Raw genomic sequence first — 21815 nt, forward strand, 5'->3', positions numbered from 1 at the left:
TGTCGATGTTTGTATTGCGCCCACTGCCCTTGTCAGGAGTGATGTACTACCTGAGCAACGAGCCATCCGGATTAACGGCCTCTCGATCCTTGCGTTCAGGGTAGTATTTCTTTTTTTCTTCCAGTTCATAGAAAAGAATCCCATGTATACCATGTGCGTCGGTCTTTTTTATTGGCCTTTTCCAGATCGCCAGGAACGCGGCATCAAGCATTGATGGAGAGCCATTCTCATAAACCTCGTCAATGAATGCGATGTCTGTATCGTGTGGGAAAATTAGATAAAACTCTTCTTCGGTCGCTGCAAAAATGTCATACACACAGTTTTCAGCACCATCGATGACTTGAATGTTTTTCATTTTCCCATAAGTCCTGTCTTTTTTTGAATAGCCTTACGATAGTCCGCACCAGGGATTTTAACAGAAAACCCATGGTGGAAACCTGGCAGCCAGTGTACGCTTCTGGTAGCAATAGACTCAATCTTACGAGCTGGCTGGTATGGATTTTCGATGGTGGTAGCAAGAGGCAATACCCAAGGTGCGCATCGATAAAAGTTCAGGGTCTGGCGGTTGGAGTATGTGATGGGTATATTAAAGTGCGGGGCAGTCATAGTGGCGGTGCTTGGCACATTGTCTGGTTTGTATATGGTTTTCTGGTTGTATTCAAGCTGGGCTCAAGGCTATACATGGGCTGAAATGGATTGGGATGGCGATGGGTCTACGGATGTTTCAGAGATTTTTTTGGCCAGTGATATAGCACGAAGAACGATAGTTGTTGAAGGGCGCGTCTGTGTGGAATATTTCAGGTTTAAGGATGGGCTGCCTGAGCGAGTTGTGTGTGAAGATCGTGTTCGCTCGCGTTAAGAAAAATGTGTGTGGCGGTCTTCAGTATCACATTGGAGGTTAGTCGTGATTCTCCGTGGTCAGAATGAGGAGCAATAATGGATGCATTGGCTATAAAGACCGTGTCTCTGACCTTTAGAGGCTTTGATGAGGATGCTGAGACGGTGATTGCTTTAATAGGGGTAGGCACTGATGACGTTGGAAACAAAGGTGATTTTGTTAGGCCGGGGGGCGTACACGTTTGACCAGGTCGTATGTCATATATGAGATGTGCTTTTCCGTGCAGATCGACTTATGCGAAATGATCCCGGCCTTGCTTTTAAGACTGGGGGGCGTGGAACACATTTTGCGAGTCAAGCAAATAATCAAGCCTGAGTTTTTGGAGTTTAATTTCAATCTGCCTGTTGCTAAAGTGGAGTTTGTTCAGGACGGGTACTTGTCCGAACAAACGATTGCGGAAATTCATAAGCTTGGTGCGAGTGCAGGATTCAATTTTATTTGAGAGGCTGTGTTTTTTTGGCCTCTGTTTTTCTCAGCGATAGGCTTGGTTTACTAGTCGCTGCATTTCCTCACTTCCAGCCAGGGTCAGCAGCACTGTTGCAGTAAAGCACTGTGACCCGTTTAATCTGCGCTTATTTAGTCAAACCTTCCTGAACACCTGCGTCCCGCCATCTTCCAGACTGCTCACCGCCTTCCAGCGAGCACCATCACTCAGCTCTGCCTGCAACGCCTGACGCTGCCCATCCCGCGCCAGTCCCAGGTTGGCGCACACCAATACTCCCTGATCGCGCAGCAACCGGCGCAGCTCTGCCAACAGTTGCGTATCCGGCGCAAAGCCATCGAAAAACGCCAAATCATAAGGCTCGCTCAACTGCGCGAGGGTCTCGAGAAAATCACCCTGATGCACCGTGACCCGTTCGCCCAGCCCCACGCTGCGTACCTGCTCGCGGGCCAGTGCCACGTGTTCCGGGTCGCGTTCCAGGGTATCGACGCGGGTCTGTTCGGTGGCCGAGGCCAGGCAGCAGGCGGTAAAGCCCAGCGCGGTGCCCAGCTCCAGCACGCGCAGCGGGCGTTGCTGTTGCACCAGCGCCACCAGGCCCGGGCCGTCGTCGAAGGTGTAGGCGCCGCATTGGTGCTGCTGCTGGTGCTGGCGGGTGGCGGACTGAATGAGGTCGTAGGGCGTGGTCATGCACAGTGCCTTCGCTGAGGGGTGTGATTTAAAGACGAATTAACCTCCTTGAAAATAACAGTCAGCCGGCGGCCTCAATCGGCACTCAAGCCCCACAACACATCCAGCACGTGCCGGGTAGAGCGTTCGACCTCGCCACTGCGGTGGGCGATGCCCAACTGGCGCCACATCAGCGGCTGCAAGGGACGCATCACGATCCTTGTGTCGGGCAAGGGCGTGGACGCTTCGTGCGGCAGCAGCGTCGCGCCGTAGCCGGCGGCCACCAGGCTTTTGATCGCGTCGTTGTAATTGAGCTGAATGCGCGGCGCAGGATTCTGTCCGTCGCTGGCGAACCACTCGGAGGTCAGGCGCGAAAGCCGGGTGGTGTTGTCGTTCAGAATCAGCGCCTGAGCGGCCAGCCAGCCGGGGGTGATCAGGTCCGGGCACTCCCAGCGCGCCGGCAGAAAAGCCATCACCGGGTCACGCCGCCACGGCTCGATGCTCAAGCCCTTGATCGGCGCTTGTGGCAGCGCGACCAGGCCGATGTCCAGCGTGCCGTCGACCAGCTTTTTCAGTGTTTCCTGCGAGGTCAGTACCGCGACCTGTACATCGATGGCCGGATGGTCCTGGCCCAGCGTTTCCAGTGCCCGCGGCAGTAACTGTGCGATGGCACCGGTCGAGGCGCCGAGTCGCACCCGTCCTTGCAGGCCTTGGACCTGACGCTGCACATCCTCCAGTGCCTGCTCGGCATCGGCCAGCAGGCGCCTGGCGCGCTCGATCAGGGTTTCACCAATGGCCGTCGGCTGCACCCGGCCACGGGTGCGTGACAGCAGCAGACCGCCGACCCGTGCCTCCAGATCAGCGATGTGCAGGCTGACCGTGGGTGGCGCCAGGTTCAGGACGCGAGCGGCCTCGGCGAACGAGCCCAGGTCGGCGATGGCGACCAGAGTGCGCAAACGGTCCAGGCTGATTTCGCGCATCACACGCTCCTTGTTCAGAAAAGCTGAATATAACCATTTTAAAATTCAACTTTAACTATCTTGCTGCGGCATCGAAGATCTTCGTCATTGATTTCTACGGACGAGCACTTCTCTATGACCACCCCTCTGATCTTCATCGACGGCGACCAAGGCACCACCGGCCTGCAAATCCAGCAACGCCTGCAAGGCCGTACCGACTTCCAGATCCTCACCCTGGCCCCAGAACAACGCAAAGACCCCAGACACCGCGCCCAGGCCATCAATGCCTGTGACATCGCGCTGTTGTGTCTGCCGGACGACGCCGCCCGCGAGGCGGTGGCGAGTATCGAAAACCCGGCCGTGCGGGTGATCGATGCCAGCTCGGCACACCGTACCCATCACGACTGGACCTACGGGTTCGCAGAAATGAGCCCGCAGCAGGCGCAACGCATTGCCAGTGCGCGGCGGGTCAGCAATCCCGGTTGTTATCCCACCGGTGCCGTGGGCCTGTTGCGGCCTTTGTTGGAGGCGGGTTTGCTGCCACGGGATTACCCGATCAGCATTCATGCTGTGTCGGGCTACTCCGGTGGCGGGCGCGCGGCGGTGGAGGCGCACGAGGGCAGCAACGGCTCGACGGTGGCGGCCTTTCAGGTCTACGGGCTGGGGCTTGCGCACAAGCATGTGCCGGAGATCCGGCAGCACAGCGGCCTGAGCGAACGGCCTTTGTTCGTGCCGGCCTACGGCTCGTTTCGCCAGGGCATCGTGCTGACCATCCCCTTGCAGCTGCGCTTGCTGCCAACGGGGGTCGATGCGCAGCGGTTACACGCTGCTCTGAAGCAGCATTACGCCGACACCAATCATGTGCAGGTCGTGTCGATGCAGCAGGCCAAGGCCATGACGGCGCTGGACCCGCAACGCATGAACGGCACCGATGACCTGCAATTGATGGTCTTTGAAAACGGTGAACAGGTGCTGCTGGCGGCGGTGTTCGACAACCTCGGCAAGGGCGCGGCAGGGGCGGCGGTGCAGAACCTGGACTTGATGCTGGGCCGTGTTTAACGCTTGACCAGTGCCTGTTCGGCCTTCACCGATTGAATGAACGCCTGCATCGCCGACGACTGAATGCGATGGCGGCGGGTGATCAGCCCATACGGCGGCAGGCGGGCTTCAAAATTGATCGGCAGGATGGCCAGCAACTCACGGCCGGGGTAATCCTCGACCACCGACACCGGCGTGACCCCAAGCATGTCGGTCTGCTGGATCAGCGACAGCAGGGTCATGATCGAGGTGGTTTCCACGATGCTCACCGGAATGTCGACGCGGGCATTGTGGAACACCTGATTGATGATCGAGCGCATCGGGCTGGGGTGTTGTTGCAGCACCCAGGTCATGTTTTGCAGCTCGGCCCAGCTCAGGCTCCTGGCGCTGGCCAGTGGGTGCTGTTTGCCTGCGATCACGCACAGTTCCTCTTCGCCCAGGCTGTCGAAAATCAGCTCTTCGGCCCGTGCGCCGCTGGGGATGCGGCCCAGCACCACGTCCAGTTGGTCCTGCAACAAGGCCTGCACCAGCACATCGCTGGTGTCGACCTGAATGCTCATCGACAGCCGCGGGTGGCTGGACTTGAGGTTGGCGATGGTGCGGGTCAGCAGACCCGAGGCCAGCGCTGGAATGGCGCCGACCGCGACCCGGCCAAGGTTGCCGGACTCCAGCGCCACCAGTTCTTCACGCATGCCGGTCAGCTCGGCAAACACCATGCGCGCGTAGTAAATCACCGTCTCGCCAAACGGCGTGGGGCGCATGCCGCGTGGCAGGCGTTCGAACAGCTCGACGCCCAGCAGGTCTTCGGCCTCGTGCAGCATTTTGGTGGCGGCCGGCTGGGTCATGCCGATGTGGTCGGCGGCCCGGCGCAAGGAACCCAGCTCTTGCAGCGTGAGCATCAGCCGCAGTTGTCGCAGGCGCAGGCGACTGTGGATTACATGGGCAGCGGGAATCTGGGTCATCGGCCTGGCTCGCAGCGAAAGGTGCGCAGAGCCTGACAAGAAATGCCAGGCTCTGCCAGCACTGACGCTCAATGCACTGACTGACGCTTGCTGGCGCGGCTTGCACGCCAGCCAAAAGCACCGCGTATGGCCCTGGAAATCAGTGGCCAGAACAGCATCAGCAGCGCCGCCGTGGTCAGCCCGCCGACCAGTGGGTTGGACCAGAAAATACCCAGCTGGCCGTCGGAGAACAGCATCGACTGGCGAAACGCATCTTCAGCCTTGTCGCCTAGTACGGCGGCGAGCACCAGCGGTGCAATCGGGTAGCCAAGCTTCTTGAACAGATACCCCAAGGCACCGAAGCCCAGCATCAGCACGATGTCGAACATCGAGTTGTGCACCGAGTAGGCACCAATGGCGCAGACCATGATGATGATCGGCGCGATGATCGAGAACGGAATGCGCAGGATCGAGGCGAACAACGGCACGGTGGCCAGTACCACGATCAGGCTGACGACGTTGCCCAGGTACATGCTGGCGATCAGGCCCCAGACAAAATCGTGTTGCTCCACGAACAGGGTAGGGCCGGGGTGCAGGCCCCAGATCATCAGGCCGCCCAGCATCACCGCGGCGGTGGCCGAACCCGGAATGCCAAGGGTCAGCATCGGCAGCAAGGCGCTGGTGCCGGCGGCGTGGTCGGCGGTTTCCGGGGCAATCACGCCCTCGACTTCGCCCTTGCCGAAGTTGTCGCGGTTTTTCGAGAAGCGCCGCGCCAGGCTGTAGCTCATGAACGATGCCGCCGTCGGCCCGCCGGGCGTGATGCCCATCCAGCAGCCGACCAGCGTGCTGCGCACAATCGTCAGCCAGTAGCGCGGCAGCTTGGCCCAGGTACGCAGGATGGTCATTGGTGTAATGCGCGCATGTTCGCCACGAAACACCAGGCCCTCCTCGACCGTGCAGAGAATCTCGCCGATGCCGAACAGGCCGATGACCGCCACTTCAAAACTGATACCGGTCATCAGCATCGGCTGGTCGAAGGTCAGGCGCAGGTTGCCCGACACCGTGTCCATGCCCACCGCGGCCATGGCAAAGCCGAGCATCATCGCTACCACGGTCTTGAGCGGCGGGTTCTTGCTCATGCCGATAAAGGTGCAGAAGGCCAGCAGGTAAACCGCAAAGAACTCCGGCGAACTGAACGACATGGCGAATTCGGCAATGCGCGTCGACAGGAAGGTCAGCAGCAACACACCAGCCAGGGCGCCGATCAGTGCCGAGCTGAAGGCGGCCGTCAGTGCTTCGGCGGCGCGGCCTTCGCGGGCCATGGGATAGCCGTCGAAGGTGGTCGCCACCGAGGACGGCTCGCCGGGAATGTTGAACAGAATCGAGGTGATCGAACCGCCGAACAACGCGCCCCAGTACATGCACGACAACAGGATGATCGCCGACACCGGCGACATGGTGAAGGTCAGTGGCAACAGCAGCGCCACGCCGTTGGGGGCACCGAGGCCGGGCAAGACGCCGACCAGAATGCCCAGCAGCACGCCGATGACCATCAACCCGATATGTCCGGGCGTCATGATCACGCTCATGCCTTGCATCAACGAATCGAACTCACTCATTGCAGTGCTCTCCTGGCCATGGCCAGCCAGTCGCCCAGTGGGCCGGCATCCAGTGGAACCTTGAACCACAAGGCAAAAATCAGGTAACTGGCCAGAACCGCACCGCCCGCCACTGCAGCAATGGTCAACGGGCCGTAAGGTTTGGCGCGCAGGCGGTCACGCCACATGAACCAGCCGATGAACACCAGCGATGCCAGGTAAATACCGGTGAATGGCATCGCCGCCACGAAGGCGGCAATCGGTATGAACACCGACAGCACCTGGCCGAACGCTGTGCGGCTGACGAAAGCCACGCTCAAAGCCTGCCAGCGAATCAGCGCCAGCACGGCATTGCCCAGGCTGGCGCCGGCCAGTAACAGGCCAATGTAAAAGGGAAAGTAACCAGGTTCGGGGCCGGAATCGCCCCAGCCGATACCTTGTTCAAGGCTGCCGTACATGACCACGGCACCGATCAGCAAGGTAAACAGCGCCAGGCCCAGCTCTACCCAGCGCGTAGCGATCAGCGCCGGCGTTTGCGATGTATCAGACATAAACCACCCCTCACTTTTGCAGCCAGCCGGCGTCCTTGAACACAGGCGTGACCCGGGCGGTGTCCTGTTCGATATAGGCGGTCAACTGCTCGCCTTCCAGAAAGGTTGGTACCAGCGCGTTTTGCGCCACGTACGCCTTGAACTCCGGCGCTTCGCTGACCTTGCGCATCAGCTCGGTATAGAAGGCGCGTTGCTCGGCGGTGATTTCGCCGGGCATGAAGACTGTGCGCGGGAAGCGATACTGGTCTATACCCAGCCCTTGTTCATGGCAGGTGGGAATGTCCGACCAGGCTTTGTCGCCGGCGACCTTGGTGGTGTATTGCATGCGTTGCTGGCTGAACACGCACAGCGGCTGAACCTGGTCGCCGCGCCATTGGCTGATACTTTCGGCGGGGTTGTTGACGTTGGCGGCGATGTGTTTACCGGCCAGTTGCGTGGCCGCTTCACTGCCGCTTTTAAAGGGGATGTACACCAGCTTGCTGGAAGTGGTCTTGTTCAGCAGCAGGGTCAGGGTCTGGTCGACATCCTTGGACTGGCTGCCGCCCATGCGCATCTTCGACGGGTCGGCCTTGACCGCTTCATAAAAGGCCGCGCCGTCTTTCCAGGCCGCGTCCTTGTAGGTCCAGAGAATGAAGTCGTCTTCGGCAAGGGCTGCGATGGGCGTCAGTTCCTGCCATTGATAACCCAGCTTGGCCACCAGCGGCAGCAGGTAGACGTTGTTGGTGCCGATCACCAGCTTGTCGGCATCGCCCTTGGACATTTTCATATCGAGAAAGGCTTCGGCACCGTTGCCGCCGCCCTTGTTGAGCACCACGGTGTTGACGTCCAGCAGCTTGTGGGTGGTGATGATCGACTGAATCAGCCGTCCCAGCTGGTCAGTGCCGCCACCGGGGCCACCGGCGACGACGATCTCGAGGTTCTTTTCCGGTTGCCAGGCCAGGGCCACTGCGGGCAGTGTGCTGGCGCTAAGCACGGTGCAGCCGAGCAGAAGACGGCACACGCCTGGGGTCGATGCGATTCGCATGGTGAAACCTCTTTTTATTGTATTTGTTATGAAAAGATCGCGGCTTGCCCGTCTTGGTGCGGGCAAAACCTGAGAGGGAGTGTGGGAAGAACAGGCGGGGGCGTCTAGTCAAAACAAAACATACACCGATAACCAGAGGCTATAGGTAACCGCTTGATAGCGTGATGTCAGGGCTATAACCCAAGGCTATCGGTGTATTTCAATATTTGATTAGACGGTTATCGGTGCGGCTTCGATAGTACGGCCCAGGCGCTGATGCAGGGTGGCTGAAGCTTTTGAGGGTTTCGCAGATTTTGCGTATCCCACCATGCCAGTAGGAGCGCGTTTACCCGCGACCGGCTGCGCCAGCAGTCGTAAATTTTCAGCGTTTCGCAGATCAAGTGTTCTCAACCGGCTGTCCGGCAGCATTACAAAAACAACAATACATAGAGGTAATCCTCATGATCCGTCCCGGTGACGTGCACCTGCCAGCGGCAAGTGCCCAGCCAGACTCAGCCAACCCGGCGCTCAGCCAGGTGGCTCGCGCCAGCAGTGTGCGCTGGCGCATCTTCGCCATTATTTTCCTGCTGACCATGGTCAACCTGATCGACCGCGTGTCGCTGTCGATCGCCATGCCGACCATCGCCAGGGAATTCTCGCTGTCGCCCAGCATGCAGGGCCTGATCCTCAGCAGCTTCTTCTGGGCCTATGCCTTGTTGCAGGTGCCGGGCGGCTGGATGATCGACCGTTTCGGGCCACGCCGGGTGATCACCTGGTCGACCGGCCTGTGGGGCACCTTTCAGGTGCTGGCCGGCTTTGCCACGGGCGGCCTGTCATTGCTGTTTGCCCGTGTCGCGCTGGGCGCCGCCGAAGCGCCGCTGTTCCCTTCGGGCGGCAAGCTGATTTCGTTGTGGCTGGCGCCGAGCGAGCGCAGCCGCGGTGCGGTGATGATGGACAGCGGCAGCCCGCTGGGCGTGGCCTTGGGCGGCTTGATCATTGCCTATCTGATTGCGGTGCTCGACTCCTGGCGGCTGGCCTTCGTGATCGCCGGTATCGCCACGCTGGCCCTGTCGTGGCTGGCCTGGCGTTACCTGCGTGACGACCCTGCGCTGCACCCGCAAGTCAACACGCAGGAGCTGGACAAGATCAATGCCGGCCGTGAAATCCCGGTGGCCGAGGCCGCGCAGGTGCCGGTCAAGGGCCTGGGGATTGCGCGGCGTTCGCTGAGCGCCTTGCTGATCGGGCGCGCCAGTTGGGCGATGGTGTATTTCGGCCTGCTGACCTGGGGCCCGAGCTATCTGGCCCAGGCGCGCGGCTTTGACATCAAGGGCATTGGCGCGGCGACCTTTGCGATCTTTATCTGCGGCGCGCTGGGTTCGCTGGCCGGTGGTTTCCTGTGCGACGGGCTGATTCGCAAAGGCGTGCGGCGCGGCCTGGCGGTCAAGGGACTGCTGACCTTCTCGGGCGTCATCGCCCTGGGCGCACTGTTGTTGCTGCCGACCCTGAGCAACCCGTTTGCGGCGGTCGCGCTGCTGGCGGTGACTGCCTTCTTCCTGATGTGGGGCAGTCTGTACTGGAGCTTCCCGTCATTGCTGGCAGCCCCGGCGCGGGTCGGCCTGATCGGTGGGGTGATGAACCTGGCGGGCAGCATCGGCGGCATCTTTGTGCCGATTCTGGTCGGCTTGATCCTGCAGCACTTCGGCGGCTTCGGTGCGGCACTGGCGTTCTTCGCCATCTGCGCGGCGCTGTTCGTGGTCGCCACCTTGTTCATCAGCCTGGACGGCCAGCGTGAGGTGCGCGATGTCTGAGCCCTTGATGAATGAGCTTTGGAGCGGCCCCATCGTCGATGCCCATCACCACTTCTGGGACCCGCAGACCAACTACCATCCCTGGCTGGCGCCCGAGGCGAACATCGCCTTTCGCTACGGCGATTACTCGGCCATCAAGCGCCGCTATCTGCCGCCTGAATATTTCGCCGACGCCGCCGGTCACGATGTGGTGCAAACGGTGTATGTCGAAACCGAATGGGACCCCAACGATCCAGTGGGCGAAACCCGTTTCGTCGAGCAACTGCGCAGCCGCTATGGCGTGCCGGACGCGGTGGTCGCGCAAGCCTGGCTCGACCACCCCGAAGCGCTCGGCTTGCTGGCCGAGCAGGCGGCGTTCCCCAGCGTGCGCAGTGTGCGGCACAAACCGGGCGGCCCCGAGTCGCCGGCGCAGGTCGGCCAGTGCCGCAGCCTGATGAGTGACGAACGCTGGCGCCACGGCTTTGCCGCGCTGCATGGCCTGGGCCTGAACTTTGATTTGCAGACCCCGTGGTGGAACCTGCCCGAAGCCGAGCGGCTGGCGCGTGATTTCCCACAGACCACGCTGATTCTCAACCATGCAGGACTGCCGGCCGACCGTAGCGAACAAGGCCTGGCAGGCTGGCATGCAGCAATGTCGCGATTCGCCGAACAGCCCAATGTGGTGGTGAAAATTTCCGGCCTGGGCCAGCGCGGCAAGGCCTGGCGCGCGCAAGACAACGCCTGGATCGTCAGCGAAATCATCGCCATGTTCGGCAGCGAGCGGGCCATGTTTGCCAGCAACTTTCCGGTCGACAGCCTGTGCGGCTCGTTCGACGACATCTACACCGGCTTCAAACAGATCGTCCGGCATTTGCCGCACGCCGATCAGCAGCGGCTGTTCTACAGCACGGCACGGCGCATCTACCGTTGCGAACCTACAGCCACCGAACAGACAGCCACCGAGCAAGCGTGGCCTGAACAAACCCTGAGGAGTCAATTATGAGCAAGCCCCGCATCGCGATGGTCCTGGGAGACCCGGCCGGCATCGGTCCTGAACTGATCGCTCGTCTTCTGTCCGAACCCCAGGCGCGCAGCCAGGCGCAGGTCATCCTGATCGGCGACGAGGCCGAGATGCAGCGCGGCATGCGCATCGCCGGCGTCGAGTTTCCCTATCGCCACGTCAGCTCGGTGGACAACCTCGACTTCAGCGACGACACGCCGTTGTTCTTCAACTATCGCGGCGACACCGAGGGCGAGTTCGTGCGCAGCGAAGCCAGCGCCAAGGGCGGCCGCTATTGCCTGGATACCTTCGAGATTGCCCTGAAACTGACCGCCGAGAAAAACACCGATGCGGTGCTGTTCGGGCCACTGAACAAGACCTCGTTGCACATGGCCGGCATGGACCACAGCGACGAGCTGCACTGGTTCGCCGAGCAGCTGGGTTTTGACGGGCCGTTCTGTGAATTCAACGTGCTGGACAACCTCTGGACTTCGCGGGTGACCTCGCACGTCTCGCTGGCCTCGGTGCCAAGCCTGCTCAGTCACGACAAGGTGGTGCAAGCCATCGAACTGATCGACACCGCGCTCAAGCGCAACGGCCTGAGCAAACCGCGCATCGGCGTGTGCGGCCTCAACCCGCACAACGGCGACAACGGCTCGTTCGGTCGCGAAGAAATCGACATCATCGCCCCGGCGGTGCGCACCGCGCAGGCCAAGGGCATCGCCGCCGACGGGCCGTATCCGGGCGATACCATCTTTCTCAAGGTGCAAGGCGATGCCAGCGCCTTCGACGCGGTGGTGACCATGTACCACGACCAGGGCCAGATCGCGATCAAACTGATGGGCTTCTCGCGTGGCGTCACGGTGCAGGGCGGCCTGCCGATCCCGATCACCACGCCGGCGCATGGCACGGCATTCGACATCGCAGGGCAGGGCAAGGCCAACCCTGGCGCGATTCGCCAGGCCTTCGAGATCGCCTGCCGGATGGGGCGCAACAACGCCTGATCAGGCTGCACACCGTTTTAAACAGCTATCTTTTGCCGCATGCCGTGCTCTGCACGTCATGCGGTTTTTTTATGCCTTCCTATAACTCCTTCAGCAAACATCCCCGCCCAGCCATTACCTGTGGCTATCACTGGATATGGATAAGTGATTAGCCGCTCATCCCCGTAACTGGCTAAATCAGCCCATCGATTCGTCGACAACAACTACAAAAAGCCCGTCCCTCCACCGCAGGGACACATCGGCAAAAGGAACACTTCTGATGGAACACTCCGCTACTGTACCGGCGCTCGAACGCGCCATCGGCAAGAGCCGCCTGCGGCTGATGCCCTTCCTGATCCTCATGTACATCCTGGCGTTCATTGATCGTTCCAACGTGGGTTTTGCCAAGGCTGCGCTATTGGCCGACACCGGGCTGGGCGATGCGGCGTTCGCGTTTGGCGCAAGCATCTTCTTTATCGGTTATGCCTTCTTCGAGGTGCCCAGCAACTACATGCTGCACAAGCTCGGCGCCAAGGTCTGGCTGTGCCGGATCATGGTCACCTGGGGGCTGGTGTCGGCGGCGATGATGTTTGCCCACGACGCCTACACCTTCTACGCACTGCGCTTTTTGCTCGGTGTCGCCGAGGCCGGTTTCTTCCCCGGCATCATCCTGTACCTCACCTACTGGTTCCCGGCGCAGAGCCGTGGTCAGGCGCTGGGCCTGTTCTATTTCGGCTTGCCGCTGGCGCTGGTGCTCGGCAGCCCGCTGTCGGGCTGGCTGCTGGAATTTCACGGTGTGTTCGGCCTGAAAAACTGGCAGTGGCTGTTCGTGGTCGAGGGCCTGATGGCCTCGGTGGTCGGGGTTGTCGCCTACTTCTACCTGGTCAATCGCCCATCCGAAGCCCGCTGGTTGAGCAGCGAGGAAAAACAGGCGCTGCAAACCGCGCTGGCCCAAGAAGATGCGCGCAAACAGCAGAGCAGCCCGCATTCGTTCCTCAGCGCGTTGCGTAACCGTCGCGTGCTGAAATTCTGCCTGGCCTATTTCACCGTGCAGATGAGCGTCTACGGCGTGGTGTTTTATCTGCCGACCCGCATCGCCGGGCTGCTCGACGGGCACATCGGCCTGAGCGTCGGTCTGATCACCGCGATTCCGTGGGTCTGTGCGCTCATCGTCACTCGCCTGATCACCCGTTACGCCGACCGCACCGGCCAGCATCAGCGCCTGGCGGTGTGCATGCTCGGCATGGCGGCGCTGGGCATTGCCGCCTCGGCATTGGGTTCGAGCATGGTGCCGGTGGTGTTGGCGTTCTGCTTTGCCGCCGCCGGATTCGTCGCCGTGCAGCCGCTGTTCTGGACCATTCCCACCAGCTACCTCAGCGGTGCGGCCGCGGCCGGCGGCATTGCCCTGATCAACTCCATCGGCAACCTGGGCGGCTTTGTGGCGCCGAACCTCAAGACGGTCATGGAAACCCAGTTCGCCGATCCACGGGCCGGCATGTTCGCCCTGGCGGCGGTCGGCATCATCGGCGCCATCCTGCTGGCGCGGCTCAATCGCCAGGACGCCGGAACCTCTTCCCCGCAGCCGCAACCCGCTCAAGTCGGCTGACTTAAAACAAGCACTAGAAAAGGAAACCTGACGCATGAAAATCAAAGCGATTCGTACCCGTGTATTCGAGTGGAAAGGCAAGGTCGTTCCGCCACAGGCGCATTTTTGCACCAATGCCAGCGACATCCTGTTCGAGCGTGGCGACGCCATGGGCTCGTTCCGTTTCCACGGCTGGCTGGTGGTGGAAGTCGAAACCGACACCGGCATCGTCGGCATCGGCAACTGCGCCCTGGCGCCACGGGTCGCCAAAGAGATCATCGACACCTATCTGGCGCCGATCGCCATCGGTGAAGACCCGTTCGACAACGAATACATCTGGCAGAAAATGTACCGCCAAAGTCACGCCTGGGGCCGCAAAGGCATCGGCATGGCGGCCATCTCGGCCATCGACATCGCGGTCTGGGACATCATGGGCAAGGCGGTCAACAAGCCGGTGTTCAAACTGCTGGGCGGGCGTACCAAAGAGAAGATCTGGACCTACGCCTCCAAGCTGTATGCCAACGACAATATCGACCTGTTCCTTGAAGAAGCCCAGGGCTACCTGAACCAGGGTTTCAACGCGCTGAAAATGCGTTTCGGCTACGGCCCCAAGGACGGCCCGGCCGGCATGCGCCGCAACATCGAGCAGGTCCGTGCGCTGCGTGAACTGGCTGGCCCCGACGTCGACATCATGCTCGAATGCTACATGGGCTGGACCCTGGAATACGCCCGGCGCATGTTGCCGAAACTGGCCGAATTCGAGCCGCGCTGGCTGGAAGAGCCGGTGATTGCCGACGACATCGAGGGCTACGCCGAACTCAAGAAGATGGGCATCATGCCGATCTCCGGCGGTGAGCACGAGTTCACCTCGTATGGCTTCAAGGACCTGCTGGAGCGCCGCGCCGTCGACGTGATCCAGTACGACACCAACCGCGTCGGCGGCATTACCGCTGCGCGCAAGATCAACGCTTTGGCCGAGGCCTGGTCGGTGCCGGTCATCCCGCATGCCGGGCAGATGCACAACTACCACCTGACCATGTCGACCACCGCTTCGCCGATGGCCGAGTTCTTCCCGGTGTTCGACGTCGAGGTCGGCAACGAGCTGTTCTACTACGTGTTCAAGGGCGAGCCGCAACCGGTCAACGGCTTTATCCAGCTCGACGACAACACGCCCGGCCTGGGCCTGGAAATCTCCGATGAGTACCTGAGCGAATTCAACATCATCGAGTGATCAACGCCTGTCGACGTCGCCCGCAGTGGGCGGCGTCCTGGCTAAAGGGGTTTTCATGTCATCGAATAATGGACACAACTTCATCGGCGGACAATTCATCGACGGGCAACGCAGCGCACAAGGCTCGGTCTTGCTGCACAGCGTGGCGGCCAGCAGCGGCGAGCCGCTGGCTCATCCTTTTGTGCAAGCCACCGAAGCCGAGGTCGACGCCGCCGCGCGTGCGGCGCAAACGGCCTACCCGATTTTCCGTAACCTGCCGGCCGAGCAGCGTGCGCAGTTTCTCGACAGCATCGCCGATGAACTGGACGCACTCGACAGCACGTTCATCGATCTGGTGTGCGCTGAAACTGCCTTGCCCACTGCGCGCATTCAAGGCGAACGGGCGCGCACCAGCGGCCAGATGCGCCTGTTTGCCAAGGTGCTGCGCCGCGGTGATTTTTATGGTGCGCGGATCGACCGCGCCTTGCCGCAACGCCAGCCACTGCCCCGGCCAGACCTGCGCCAGTACCGCATCGGCGTTGGCCCGGTCGCGGTGTTCGGTGCGAGCAATTTTCCACTGGCCTTTTCCACCGCGGGCGGCGACACCGCCTCGGCACTGGCGGCCGGCTGCCCGGTGGTGTTCAAGGCGCACAGCGGGCACATGGCAACCGCCGAACGGGTGGCCGAAGCCATCCTTCGCGCTGCCGAACGCACCGGCATGCCGGCGGGCGTGTTCAACATGATCTATGGCGGCGGCGTCGGCCAATGGCTGGTCAGCCATCCGGCGATTCAGGCGGTCGGTTTTACCGGCTCGCTCAAGGGCGGCAATGCCTTGAGCCAACTGGCGGCGCAGCGACCACGGCCGATTCCGGTGTTCGCCGAAATGTCGAGCATCAACCCGGTGTTCCTGTTGCCCGAGGCGCTGAGCCTGCACGGTGAGCGCATTGCCGCTGAATTGGCCGGCTCTGTCGCCCTCGGCTGTGGCCAGTTCTGCACCAGTCCAGGCCTGGTCATCGGTGTGCGCAGCGCAGCGTTCAGCGCCTTTATTGCGCAACTGGGCGCCAAACTTGCCGATCAGACGCCGCAAAGCATGCTCAACGCAGGCACGCTGGCCAGTTACGAGCAGGGCCTGCAACGCCTGCACGAGCATCCGGGCATCACGCATCTGGCCGGGCAGGCGCAACAGGGCAATAAAGCCTGCGCGCAATTGTTCCAGGCCCAGGCGCGACTGCTGCTGGAGGGCGATGAGGTATTGCAGGAAGAAGTCTTCGGCCCGGCCACGGTGGTGGTCGAACTCGACGATCAGGCGATGCTGCGCCAGGCACTCGATGGCCTCAACGGCCAGCTCACCGCCACGGTGATTGGCGAACAACAGGAACTGGCCAGCCATGCCTGGCTGCTGGAAGCGTTGCAGGAAAAGGTCGGCCGTATTCTGCTCAACGGCTACCCGACCGGCGTCGAAGTCTGCGATGCGATGGTGCATGGCGGGCCGTATCCTGCGACCTCCGACGCGCGCGGCACCTCGGTGGGCTCGCTGGCCATCGAGCGCTTCCTGCGCCCGTTGTGCTTCCAGAACTACCCGGATGACCTGCTGCCCGAGGCTCTCAAGGACGCCAACCCGCTGGGGATTCGGCGGCTGGTGGATGGCCAGACAGAAGAGGCCTGACGACACCGCGGCAAGCACTCGGACGACCGGCTGCGTTAGCCGTCGTGAAGTTTCAGCGTTTCGCCGATTCTTGTGAGCGCTTCGCACTCAATCGCGAGCTAAGGGGGCGGCCATCCGCCTCGCTCCTACAGAATTTTTGTCGTACTGACTATCAAGGCCAGCCCAAGATCCGTGGGAGCGAGCGCCAGCTCGCGAAGGCGTCGTGTCAGGCGGAAAATCTGTCGCCTGTGCAGGCCCTTTCGCGAGCTAAGGGGGCGGCCATCCGCCTCGTTCCTGCGGAGTTTGTGTCGTACTGACTATCAAGGCCAGCCCAAGATCCGTAGGAGCGAGCGCCAGCTCGCGAAGGCGTTGTGTCAGGCGGAAAATCTGTCGCCTGTGCAAGCCCTTTCGCGAGCTTGAAGGGGCGGCCATCCGCCTCGCTCCTACGGTTGTGCTGAGTCGGCTTGTTCGTTGAGCAAGTTGAACACCGTGATTTTCACTGCGCTGTCCAGTTCAACCCAGGCCAGTCCTGTCGTTGCGCGGTAATCGCCGAGCAGCAAGGGCCTGGCGACCACGTTGCCCGGCAGCGCGCGTGCGGCGTTGGCGGGCAGCAGGCCAATGCCCAGGCCTGCCGATACCAGCGCCAGCATGGTGGTGAACTCGCCAAGTTCGGAGGCGATGATCAGCGGCGCGTCATGGTTTCTTAGCGCCTGCATAAGTTCATCATGAAACCCCGGCGCATAACGCCGGGCGAGCACCAGCAGCGGCCATTGCGCCAGGTCTGCGGGCTGCAAGGTGCTGCTTGCCGCCAACGGGTGGTCGTGGGGCAGGGCAATCACCACGCTTTCCTGCAGCATCGCCAGCGTCTGGATGCCGGGGTAACTGGCCGGCAGGCGCATCAGGCCAAAATCCAGTTGACCCTGTTTCAAGGCCGCCGCCTGATCCGGGCCGGGCATGTCCTTGAGTTCCAGTTCGATGCGCGGAAAGCGTTCATGCACGGTGCGGATCAGCGTCGGCAACAATTCGGCCAGCACCGAGGACACAAATCCCAAACGCACACGACCGATTTCACCACGCCCACCGGCCCTGGCCACATCGGCGGCATGCGCGGCCTGGTGCAGGGTCGCCTGGGCTTCAGGCAGAAACAGCACGCCCACGGCGGTCAAGGCCACCGAATGCCGGTTGCGTTCGAACAGGCGCACGCCCAGTTCCTCTTCCAGCAGCTTGATCTGCATGCTCAAGGCCGGCTGCACAATCGCCAGCCGTTGCGCGGCACGGCCAAAATGCAGCTCTTGGGCGAGGACGACGAACGAGCGCAGGTGTTTGATTTCCATTCGGAGGCTCGGCAGTGAAGGGTTGAAAAACACTGATCATGGATTTTGATCACGGGATCAGCAATGACGATTGGACGTGATTCCCACGCTGGGTTGAAGTGGCGGCAAAGGCATTGCCACTTCAATGGCGTGGAGAACAACAGCATGGCATTCACCCTCGATAGTTTTCAATTGCACGGGCGTCGTGCCCTGATCACCGGTTCCTGTCGCGGCATTGGCCTGGAGCTGGCGCGCGGGCTGGGCGCTGCCGGTGCCACGGTGGTGATCAATCATCGCAATGCAGACAAGGCACAACAGGTGGCCGAGCAACTGCGCGAGGAGGGCATCAACACGGCAATCGCCGCTTTCGATGTCACCGATCGCGCACAGTTATTCGACGCGATCGACACCTTCGAGGCGCGCATCGGTGCCATCGACATTCTGGTCAACAACGCCGGTATCCAGCGCCGTGCGCCGCTGGATGAGTTTGCTGCCAGCGACTGGCACGACATCATGAAGGTCAATCTGGACGGCGTATTCCATGTGTCCCAGGCCGTGGCCCGGCACATGCTCAAGCGCGGGCGCGGCAAGATCATCAACATCTGCTCGGTGCAGAGCGAGCTGGCGCGGCCCTCGATTGCGCCGTATGCCGCCTCCAAGGGCGCGGTGAAAATGCTTACCAAGGGCATGTGCGCCGAATGGGCGCGCCACGGCATTCAGGCCAACGGCCTGGCCCCCGGTTACTTCGCCACCGAAATGAACCAGGCGCTGGTCGACGACCAGGCGTTCTCCGAATGGTTGTGCAAGCGCACGCCGGCCGGACGCTGGGGGCGGGTCGAGGAGCTGTGTGGCGCCGCGGTGTTTCTCGCCAGCCCGGCTTCCGACTTCATCAACGGCCAGACGCTGCTCGTCGACGGCGGCATGACCAGCGTGGTCTGAATTCTTTTCCCATTCCTGAAAACAACAACAACAGGGGTAATCCATGACGACTCTCAAACATGCCTCTCTCAAACATGCCTCGGCGCCGCCCACCGAGCACAACGCCGCTGCGCCAGCCTTGACCAAGGGCTTTGCGACCAAGCGCTGGCTGTACCTGATTCCGCTGATTTTCATCACCTACAGCCTGGCGTATCTGGACCGCGCCAACTATGGGTTTGCCAGTGCGGCCGGCATCGAGCAGGACCTGGGCATCACCAAGAGCACCTCGTCGCTGATCGGTGCGCTGTTTTTTCTTGGCTACTTTTTCTTTCAGGTGCCGGGGGCGATTTATGCGCAGAAATACAGCGTGCGCAAACTGGTGTTCTGGAGCCTGATTCTCTGGGGCCTGTGCGCCATGGCCACCGGCATGGTCACCAACATCCCGATGCTGATGTTCATCCGGGTGTCGCTGGGCATCGTCGAGGCGGCGGTGATGCCGGCGATGCTGATCTTCATCAGCAACTGGTTCACCCGCAAGGAACGCTCGCGCGCCAACACCTTTCTGGTGCTGGGCAACCCGGTCACCGTGCTGTGGATGTCGGTGCTCTCGGGCTATCTGATCCAGGCCTGGGGCTGGCGTGAAATGTTCATCATCGAAGGCGCACCGGCGGTGTTGTGGGCCTTTGTCTGGTGGCGCCTGGCACGCGACAAACCCGACCAGGTGACCTGGCTGACCGATGCCGAGAAAAGCCGTCTGGCCAGCGTGCTGGCCGAGGAGCAGAAGGGCATCAAGGCGGTGCGCAATTACCGCCAGGCCTTTACCAGCCCGGTGGTGATCCAGCTGTGCTGCGTGCATGCACTGTGGAGCATCGGCGTGTACGGCTTCATCATGTGGCTGCCGACCATCATCAAGCAGGCCGCGGCTGCCGACATCGTCACGGTGGGCTGGTTGAGCGCGGTGCCGTATGTCGCGGCGGTGGCGACCATGCTGCTGTTGTCGTGGGCCTCCGACAAGACCCAACAGCGCAAACACTTTGTCTGGCCGCTGCTGGCGTTGGGCGCGTTGGCGTTCTTCTGCTCGTACCTGCTGGGGTCGAGCCATTTCTGGCTGTCGTTTGCCTTGCTGACCGTGGCCGGCGCCGCACTGTATGCGCCTTATGGACCGTTCTTCGCGCTGATCCCGGAGATCCTGCCGGCCAATGTGTTCGGCGGCGCAATTGGTCTGATCAACGCTTGTGGCGCACTGGGCGCCTTTGTCGGCTCGTGGATCGTCGGCCACCTGATCGGCCTGACCGGCAATCCGGGCGCGGCGTATATCTTCATGACCGTCGGCGTGCTGTCTTCAGCCGTGTTGATGGCGTGGGTGAAGATAGGCAAGCGCGCCTGAGCCTGGTTTAAATGCTGAGCAATTCTCTCACCGGCAATCTGTTGGTTGTTTTCAGCTCGCGCAACGAAAGGTTGGAGCGAATGCTGGAAACACCCGGCAGCTTGCGCAGCACTTTCTCGACAAAGCGGCTGTAGCCGTCCAGGTCCTTGGCGACCACTTGCAGCAGATAATCCGCCTCGCCAGTGGTGTTGTGGCAACTGAGCACTTGCGGGGCCGACTCGATGATCCGCTCGAAAATCGCTGTCGCTTCTTCGCTGTGCTCATGGCAGGAGATCTGCACGAACGCCATGACGCCAATGCCTAGTTGCTTGCGATTCAATACCGCCTGATAGCCCTCGATGATGCCGCTTTCTTCAAGGCGCTTTTGCCGGCGCCAGCAGGACGCCTCGCTGAGCGCCAGTTGCTCGGCGAGCTTCACATTCGACAGCCTGCCGTCGCGTTGCAGGCGTTCGGCAATTGCAATGTCCAGCTTATCCAGGGCGGTGCTCATGAAAGAATCCTGCTTGTATTAAGTGTTTCCTGAAGCCTAATTTCATTTTTCGTGAAGCGTCAATTGCATTCTGCAAAGTAATTTCAGACCGCTCATTCATAATTTTCAGGGCGTTTTCCAGACAGAGGTGACCCCCATGAAAGCTGTTGTCTACGAAGCCTTTTCCCAGCCACCCAGCTTGATGACCGTGGATGACCCCACGCCCGAACGTCACGGCGTCGTCGTTCAGGTGCTGGGTACCGGCGTGTGCCGCAGCGACTGGCATGGCTGGAAAGGTCATGACCCGGACATCCAGTTGCCGCATGTGCCCGGCCATGAACTGGCGGGCGTAGTGGTCGCCACAGGCTCGGACGTCAGAAAGTGGAACGTGGGCGACCGCATCACCGTGCCGTTCGTGGGCGGCTGCGGTGCGTGCCCTGAATGCAACAGCGGCAACCAGCAGGTCTGCCACACGCAGTTCCAGCCGGGCTTCACCCATTGGGGCTCGTTTGCGCAATACGTCGGCATACATCAGGCGGACCTGAACCTGGTGGCGCTGCCGGAGAACATGGATTACGCGACCGCAGCCAGCCTGGGCTGCCGCTTTGTCACCTCGTTCCGCGCGGTGGTGGACCAGGGTCGGGTCAGCGCCGGGCAGTGGGTGGCGGTGCACGGTTGTGGTGGCGTGGGCCTGTCGGCGGTGATGATCGCCCAGGCGGTCGGCGCCAATGTCATCGCCATCGACATTGCCGAAGACAAGCTGGCACTGGCACGTTCATTGGGCGCGGTGGCGACCATCAATGCCAGCCAGGTCGCCAGCGTGGTCGAGGCCGTGCAGGAAATCACCCAGGGCGGCGCGCATGTGTCACTCGACGCGCTGGGGCACCCGACCACCTGTTTCAACTCCATCAGCAACCTGCGCCGGCGTGGCCGGCATGTGCAAGTGGGCCTGATGCTGGCCGACCACAGCACACCGGCCATTCCCATGAGCAAAGTCATCGGGCATGAACTGGAAATCGTCGGCAGCCACGGCATGCAGGCGCACCGCTACGGCGCGATGATCGAAATGATCACCTCGGGCAAGCTGGCGCCGGAAAAACTGGTGGGCAAAACCATCAGCCTGGAACAGTCCATCGATGCCCTGGTGAACATGGACCGGTTTGAAACGGCGGGGGTGACGGTCGTTACAGCGTTCTGAGGCTCAGGAAGAGCGCCAGGGGCTGTCGCGCATTAAAAGCAGAGCAAGAGCTTTTGATCTTGATCTTGATCTTGATCTTCTACGCAAATGTGACAGGCGCCGCAGAACGCGACTTGGGCGCAAGGCCGAGTGCAGGCGACACGGAGTCGGGGAGCGAGGCATGGATGCCGAGCCAGCGCCGCTGGGCCAGGGACGGCCCATCGGCGCGGCCCGATGGAGTGGCG

Annotated in this window: 20 protein-coding genes; 11 read left to right on the forward strand and 9 right to left on the reverse strand. The window is 61.4% G+C overall.

Annotated elements, in window-relative coordinates:
• Positions 1–46 precede the first annotated feature (46 nt).
• Positions 47–355, reverse strand: a complete 309-nt coding sequence (locus ACYAS9_RS21295) for a hypothetical protein (protein WP_463570289.1) — start codon at positions 353–355, stop codon at positions 47–49.
• 763 nt (positions 356–1118) lie between these two features.
• Here ACYAS9_RS21295 and ACYAS9_RS21300 point away from each other — a divergent pair.
• Positions 1119–1340 carry a hypothetical protein gene (locus ACYAS9_RS21300; RefSeq protein WP_463570290.1) on the forward strand — a complete coding sequence of 74 codons (222 nt, stop codon included), beginning with the start codon at positions 1119–1121 and terminating at the stop codon, positions 1338–1340.
• A gap of 138 nt (positions 1341–1478) precedes the next feature.
• Here the strand turns inward: ACYAS9_RS21300 and ACYAS9_RS21305 are convergent, their stop codons facing one another.
• A complete protein-coding gene (locus tag ACYAS9_RS21305) occupies positions 1479–2027 on the reverse strand; it encodes an O-methyltransferase (RefSeq protein WP_463570291.1) in 549 nt (182 codons plus the stop codon).
• Positions 2028–2101: 74 nt separating this feature from the next.
• On the reverse strand, positions 2102–2986 hold the full coding sequence (locus ACYAS9_RS21310) for a LysR family transcriptional regulator (protein ID WP_463570292.1): 885 nt from the start codon (positions 2984–2986) through the stop codon (positions 2102–2104).
• A gap of 114 nt (positions 2987–3100) precedes the next feature.
• Between ACYAS9_RS21310 and argC the strand changes: the two genes are divergently transcribed.
• The gene (gene argC, locus ACYAS9_RS21315; RefSeq protein WP_463570293.1) at positions 3101–4024 is read left to right on the forward strand and encodes an N-acetyl-gamma-glutamyl-phosphate reductase; all 924 of its coding nucleotides are present in this window, start codon (positions 3101–3103) and stop codon (positions 4022–4024) included.
• Here argC and ACYAS9_RS21320 read toward each other — a convergent pair.
• From ACYAS9_RS21320 to ACYAS9_RS21335, 4 genes are all read right to left on the reverse strand, one after another.
• Entirely contained in the window at positions 4021–4965 is a 945-nt protein-coding gene (locus ACYAS9_RS21320; RefSeq protein WP_463570294.1) for a LysR family transcriptional regulator, read from the reverse strand. The genes argC and ACYAS9_RS21320 overlap by 4 nt on opposite strands.
• 68 nt (positions 4966–5033) lie before the next feature.
• Positions 5034–6563: a tripartite tricarboxylate transporter permease gene (locus tag ACYAS9_RS21325; protein ID WP_463570295.1), complete on the reverse strand. Its 1530-nt coding sequence runs from the start codon at positions 6561–6563 to the stop codon at positions 5034–5036.
• A complete protein-coding gene (locus ACYAS9_RS21330) occupies positions 6560–7093 on the reverse strand; it encodes a tripartite tricarboxylate transporter TctB family protein (protein ID WP_463570296.1) in 534 nt (177 codons plus the stop codon). The genes ACYAS9_RS21325 and ACYAS9_RS21330 overlap by 4 nt, the downstream gene beginning before the upstream one ends.
• A 10-nt stretch (positions 7094–7103) precedes the next feature.
• Positions 7104–8117, reverse strand: coding sequence for a Bug family tripartite tricarboxylate transporter substrate binding protein (locus ACYAS9_RS21335; RefSeq protein ID WP_463570297.1), 1014 nt, complete (start codon positions 8115–8117; stop codon positions 7104–7106).
• 440 nt (positions 8118–8557) lie between these two features.
• Between ACYAS9_RS21335 and ACYAS9_RS21340 the strand changes: the two genes are divergently transcribed.
• From ACYAS9_RS21340 to ACYAS9_RS21365, 6 genes are all read left to right on the forward strand, one after another.
• On the forward strand, positions 8558–9904 hold the full coding sequence (locus ACYAS9_RS21340) for an MFS transporter (RefSeq protein WP_463570298.1): 1347 nt from the start codon (positions 8558–8560) through the stop codon (positions 9902–9904).
• 7 nt (positions 9905–9911) lie between these two features.
• Positions 9912–10886: an amidohydrolase family protein gene (locus tag ACYAS9_RS21345; protein ID WP_463570299.1), complete on the forward strand. Its 975-nt coding sequence runs from the start codon at positions 9912–9914 to the stop codon at positions 10884–10886.
• A complete protein-coding gene (locus ACYAS9_RS21350; RefSeq protein ID WP_463570300.1) occupies positions 10883–11887 on the forward strand; it encodes a 4-hydroxythreonine-4-phosphate dehydrogenase PdxA in 1005 nt (334 codons plus the stop codon). Before ACYAS9_RS21345 ends, ACYAS9_RS21350 begins: the two co-directional genes overlap by 4 nt.
• Positions 11888–12146: 259 nt before the next feature.
• Positions 12147–13472: an MFS transporter gene (locus tag ACYAS9_RS21355; RefSeq protein WP_463570301.1), complete on the forward strand. Its 1326-nt coding sequence runs from the start codon at positions 12147–12149 to the stop codon at positions 13470–13472.
• Positions 13473–13506: 34 nt separating this feature from the next.
• Positions 13507–14682 (forward strand): L-rhamnonate dehydratase, encoded by a 1176-nt coding sequence (locus ACYAS9_RS21360; RefSeq protein WP_463570302.1) that lies wholly within the window; start codon positions 13507–13509, stop codon positions 14680–14682.
• 55 nt (positions 14683–14737) lie between these two features.
• Complete coding sequence (locus ACYAS9_RS21365) at positions 14738–16327, forward strand: aldehyde dehydrogenase (NADP(+)) (protein WP_463570303.1); 1590 nt, start codon at positions 14738–14740, stop codon at positions 16325–16327.
• A 422-nt stretch (positions 16328–16749) separates the two neighbouring features.
• On the opposite strand, the gene ACYAS9_RS21370 is transcribed toward ACYAS9_RS21365, so the two are convergent.
• Positions 16750–17640 (reverse strand): LysR family transcriptional regulator, encoded by an 891-nt coding sequence (locus tag ACYAS9_RS21370; RefSeq protein WP_463570304.1) that lies wholly within the window; start codon positions 17638–17640, stop codon positions 16750–16752.
• A 144-nt stretch (positions 17641–17784) separates the two neighbouring features.
• Here ACYAS9_RS21370 and ACYAS9_RS21375 point away from each other — a divergent pair, with 144 nt between their 5' ends.
• Both ACYAS9_RS21375 and ACYAS9_RS21380 read left to right on the forward strand, forming a co-directional pair.
• Positions 17785–18558, forward strand: a complete 774-nt coding sequence (locus tag ACYAS9_RS21375) for an SDR family NAD(P)-dependent oxidoreductase (RefSeq protein ID WP_463570305.1) — start codon at positions 17785–17787, stop codon at positions 18556–18558.
• A 43-nt stretch (positions 18559–18601) separates the two neighbouring features.
• Positions 18602–19924: an MFS transporter gene (locus ACYAS9_RS21380; RefSeq protein ID WP_463570306.1), complete on the forward strand. Its 1323-nt coding sequence runs from the start codon at positions 18602–18604 to the stop codon at positions 19922–19924.
• A gap of 7 nt (positions 19925–19931) precedes the next feature.
• On the opposite strand, the gene ACYAS9_RS21385 is transcribed toward ACYAS9_RS21380, so the two are convergent.
• Positions 19932–20414: an Lrp/AsnC family transcriptional regulator gene (locus tag ACYAS9_RS21385; protein WP_463570307.1), complete on the reverse strand. Its 483-nt coding sequence runs from the start codon at positions 20412–20414 to the stop codon at positions 19932–19934.
• A 136-nt stretch (positions 20415–20550) separates the two neighbouring features.
• Here ACYAS9_RS21385 and ACYAS9_RS21390 point away from each other — a divergent pair, with 136 nt between their 5' ends.
• Positions 20551–21591, forward strand: coding sequence for a zinc-dependent alcohol dehydrogenase family protein (locus ACYAS9_RS21390; protein ID WP_463570308.1), 1041 nt, complete (start codon positions 20551–20553; stop codon positions 21589–21591).
• Positions 21592–21815 lie beyond the last annotated feature (224 nt).

This window comes from Pseudomonas sp. HP_08 (assembly GCF_055284095.1).

Bases quoted from the DNA above. Each gene is read 5' to 3' on its own strand.
- argC (WP_463570293.1), top strand. From the start codon at position 3,101: ATGACCACCCCTCTGATCTTCATCGACGGCGACCAAGGCACCACCGGC.
- ACYAS9_RS21385 (WP_463570307.1), bottom strand. From the start codon at position 20,414: ATGAGCACCGCCCTGGATAAGCTGGACATTGCAATTGCCGAACGCCTG.
- ACYAS9_RS21360 (WP_463570302.1), top strand. From the start codon at position 13,507: ATGAAAATCAAAGCGATTCGTACCCGTGTATTCGAGTGGAAAGGCAAG.
- ACYAS9_RS21350 (WP_463570300.1), top strand. From the start codon at position 10,883: ATGAGCAAGCCCCGCATCGCGATGGTCCTGGGAGACCCGGCCGGCATC.
- ACYAS9_RS21370 (WP_463570304.1), bottom strand. From the start codon at position 17,640: ATGGAAATCAAACACCTGCGCTCGTTCGTCGTCCTCGCCCAAGAGCTG.
- ACYAS9_RS21325 (WP_463570295.1), bottom strand. From the start codon at position 6,563: ATGAGTGAGTTCGATTCGTTGATGCAAGGCATGAGCGTGATCATGACG.
- ACYAS9_RS21335 (WP_463570297.1), bottom strand. From the start codon at position 8,117: ATGCGAATCGCATCGACCCCAGGCGTGTGCCGTCTTCTGCTCGGCTGC.
- ACYAS9_RS21355 (WP_463570301.1), top strand. From the start codon at position 12,147: ATGGAACACTCCGCTACTGTACCGGCGCTCGAACGCGCCATCGGCAAG.
- ACYAS9_RS21320 (WP_463570294.1), bottom strand. From the start codon at position 4,965: ATGACCCAGATTCCCGCTGCCCATGTAATCCACAGTCGCCTGCGCCTG.
- ACYAS9_RS21365 (WP_463570303.1), top strand. From the start codon at position 14,738: ATGTCATCGAATAATGGACACAACTTCATCGGCGGACAATTCATCGAC.
- ACYAS9_RS21330 (WP_463570296.1), bottom strand. From the start codon at position 7,093: ATGTCTGATACATCGCAAACGCCGGCGCTGATCGCTACGCGCTGGGTA.
- ACYAS9_RS21380 (WP_463570306.1), top strand. From the start codon at position 18,602: ATGACGACTCTCAAACATGCCTCTCTCAAACATGCCTCGGCGCCGCCC.
- ACYAS9_RS21340 (WP_463570298.1), top strand. From the start codon at position 8,558: ATGATCCGTCCCGGTGACGTGCACCTGCCAGCGGCAAGTGCCCAGCCA.
- ACYAS9_RS21295 (WP_463570289.1), bottom strand. From the start codon at position 355: ATGAAAAACATTCAAGTCATCGATGGTGCTGAAAACTGTGTGTATGAC.
- ACYAS9_RS21305 (WP_463570291.1), bottom strand. From the start codon at position 2,027: ATGACCACGCCCTACGACCTCATTCAGTCCGCCACCCGCCAGCACCAG.
- ACYAS9_RS21390 (WP_463570308.1), top strand. From the start codon at position 20,551: ATGAAAGCTGTTGTCTACGAAGCCTTTTCCCAGCCACCCAGCTTGATG.
- ACYAS9_RS21345 (WP_463570299.1), top strand. From the start codon at position 9,912: ATGAATGAGCTTTGGAGCGGCCCCATCGTCGATGCCCATCACCACTTC.
- ACYAS9_RS21310 (WP_463570292.1), bottom strand. From the start codon at position 2,986: ATGCGCGAAATCAGCCTGGACCGTTTGCGCACTCTGGTCGCCATCGCC.
- ACYAS9_RS21375 (WP_463570305.1), top strand. From the start codon at position 17,785: ATGGCATTCACCCTCGATAGTTTTCAATTGCACGGGCGTCGTGCCCTG.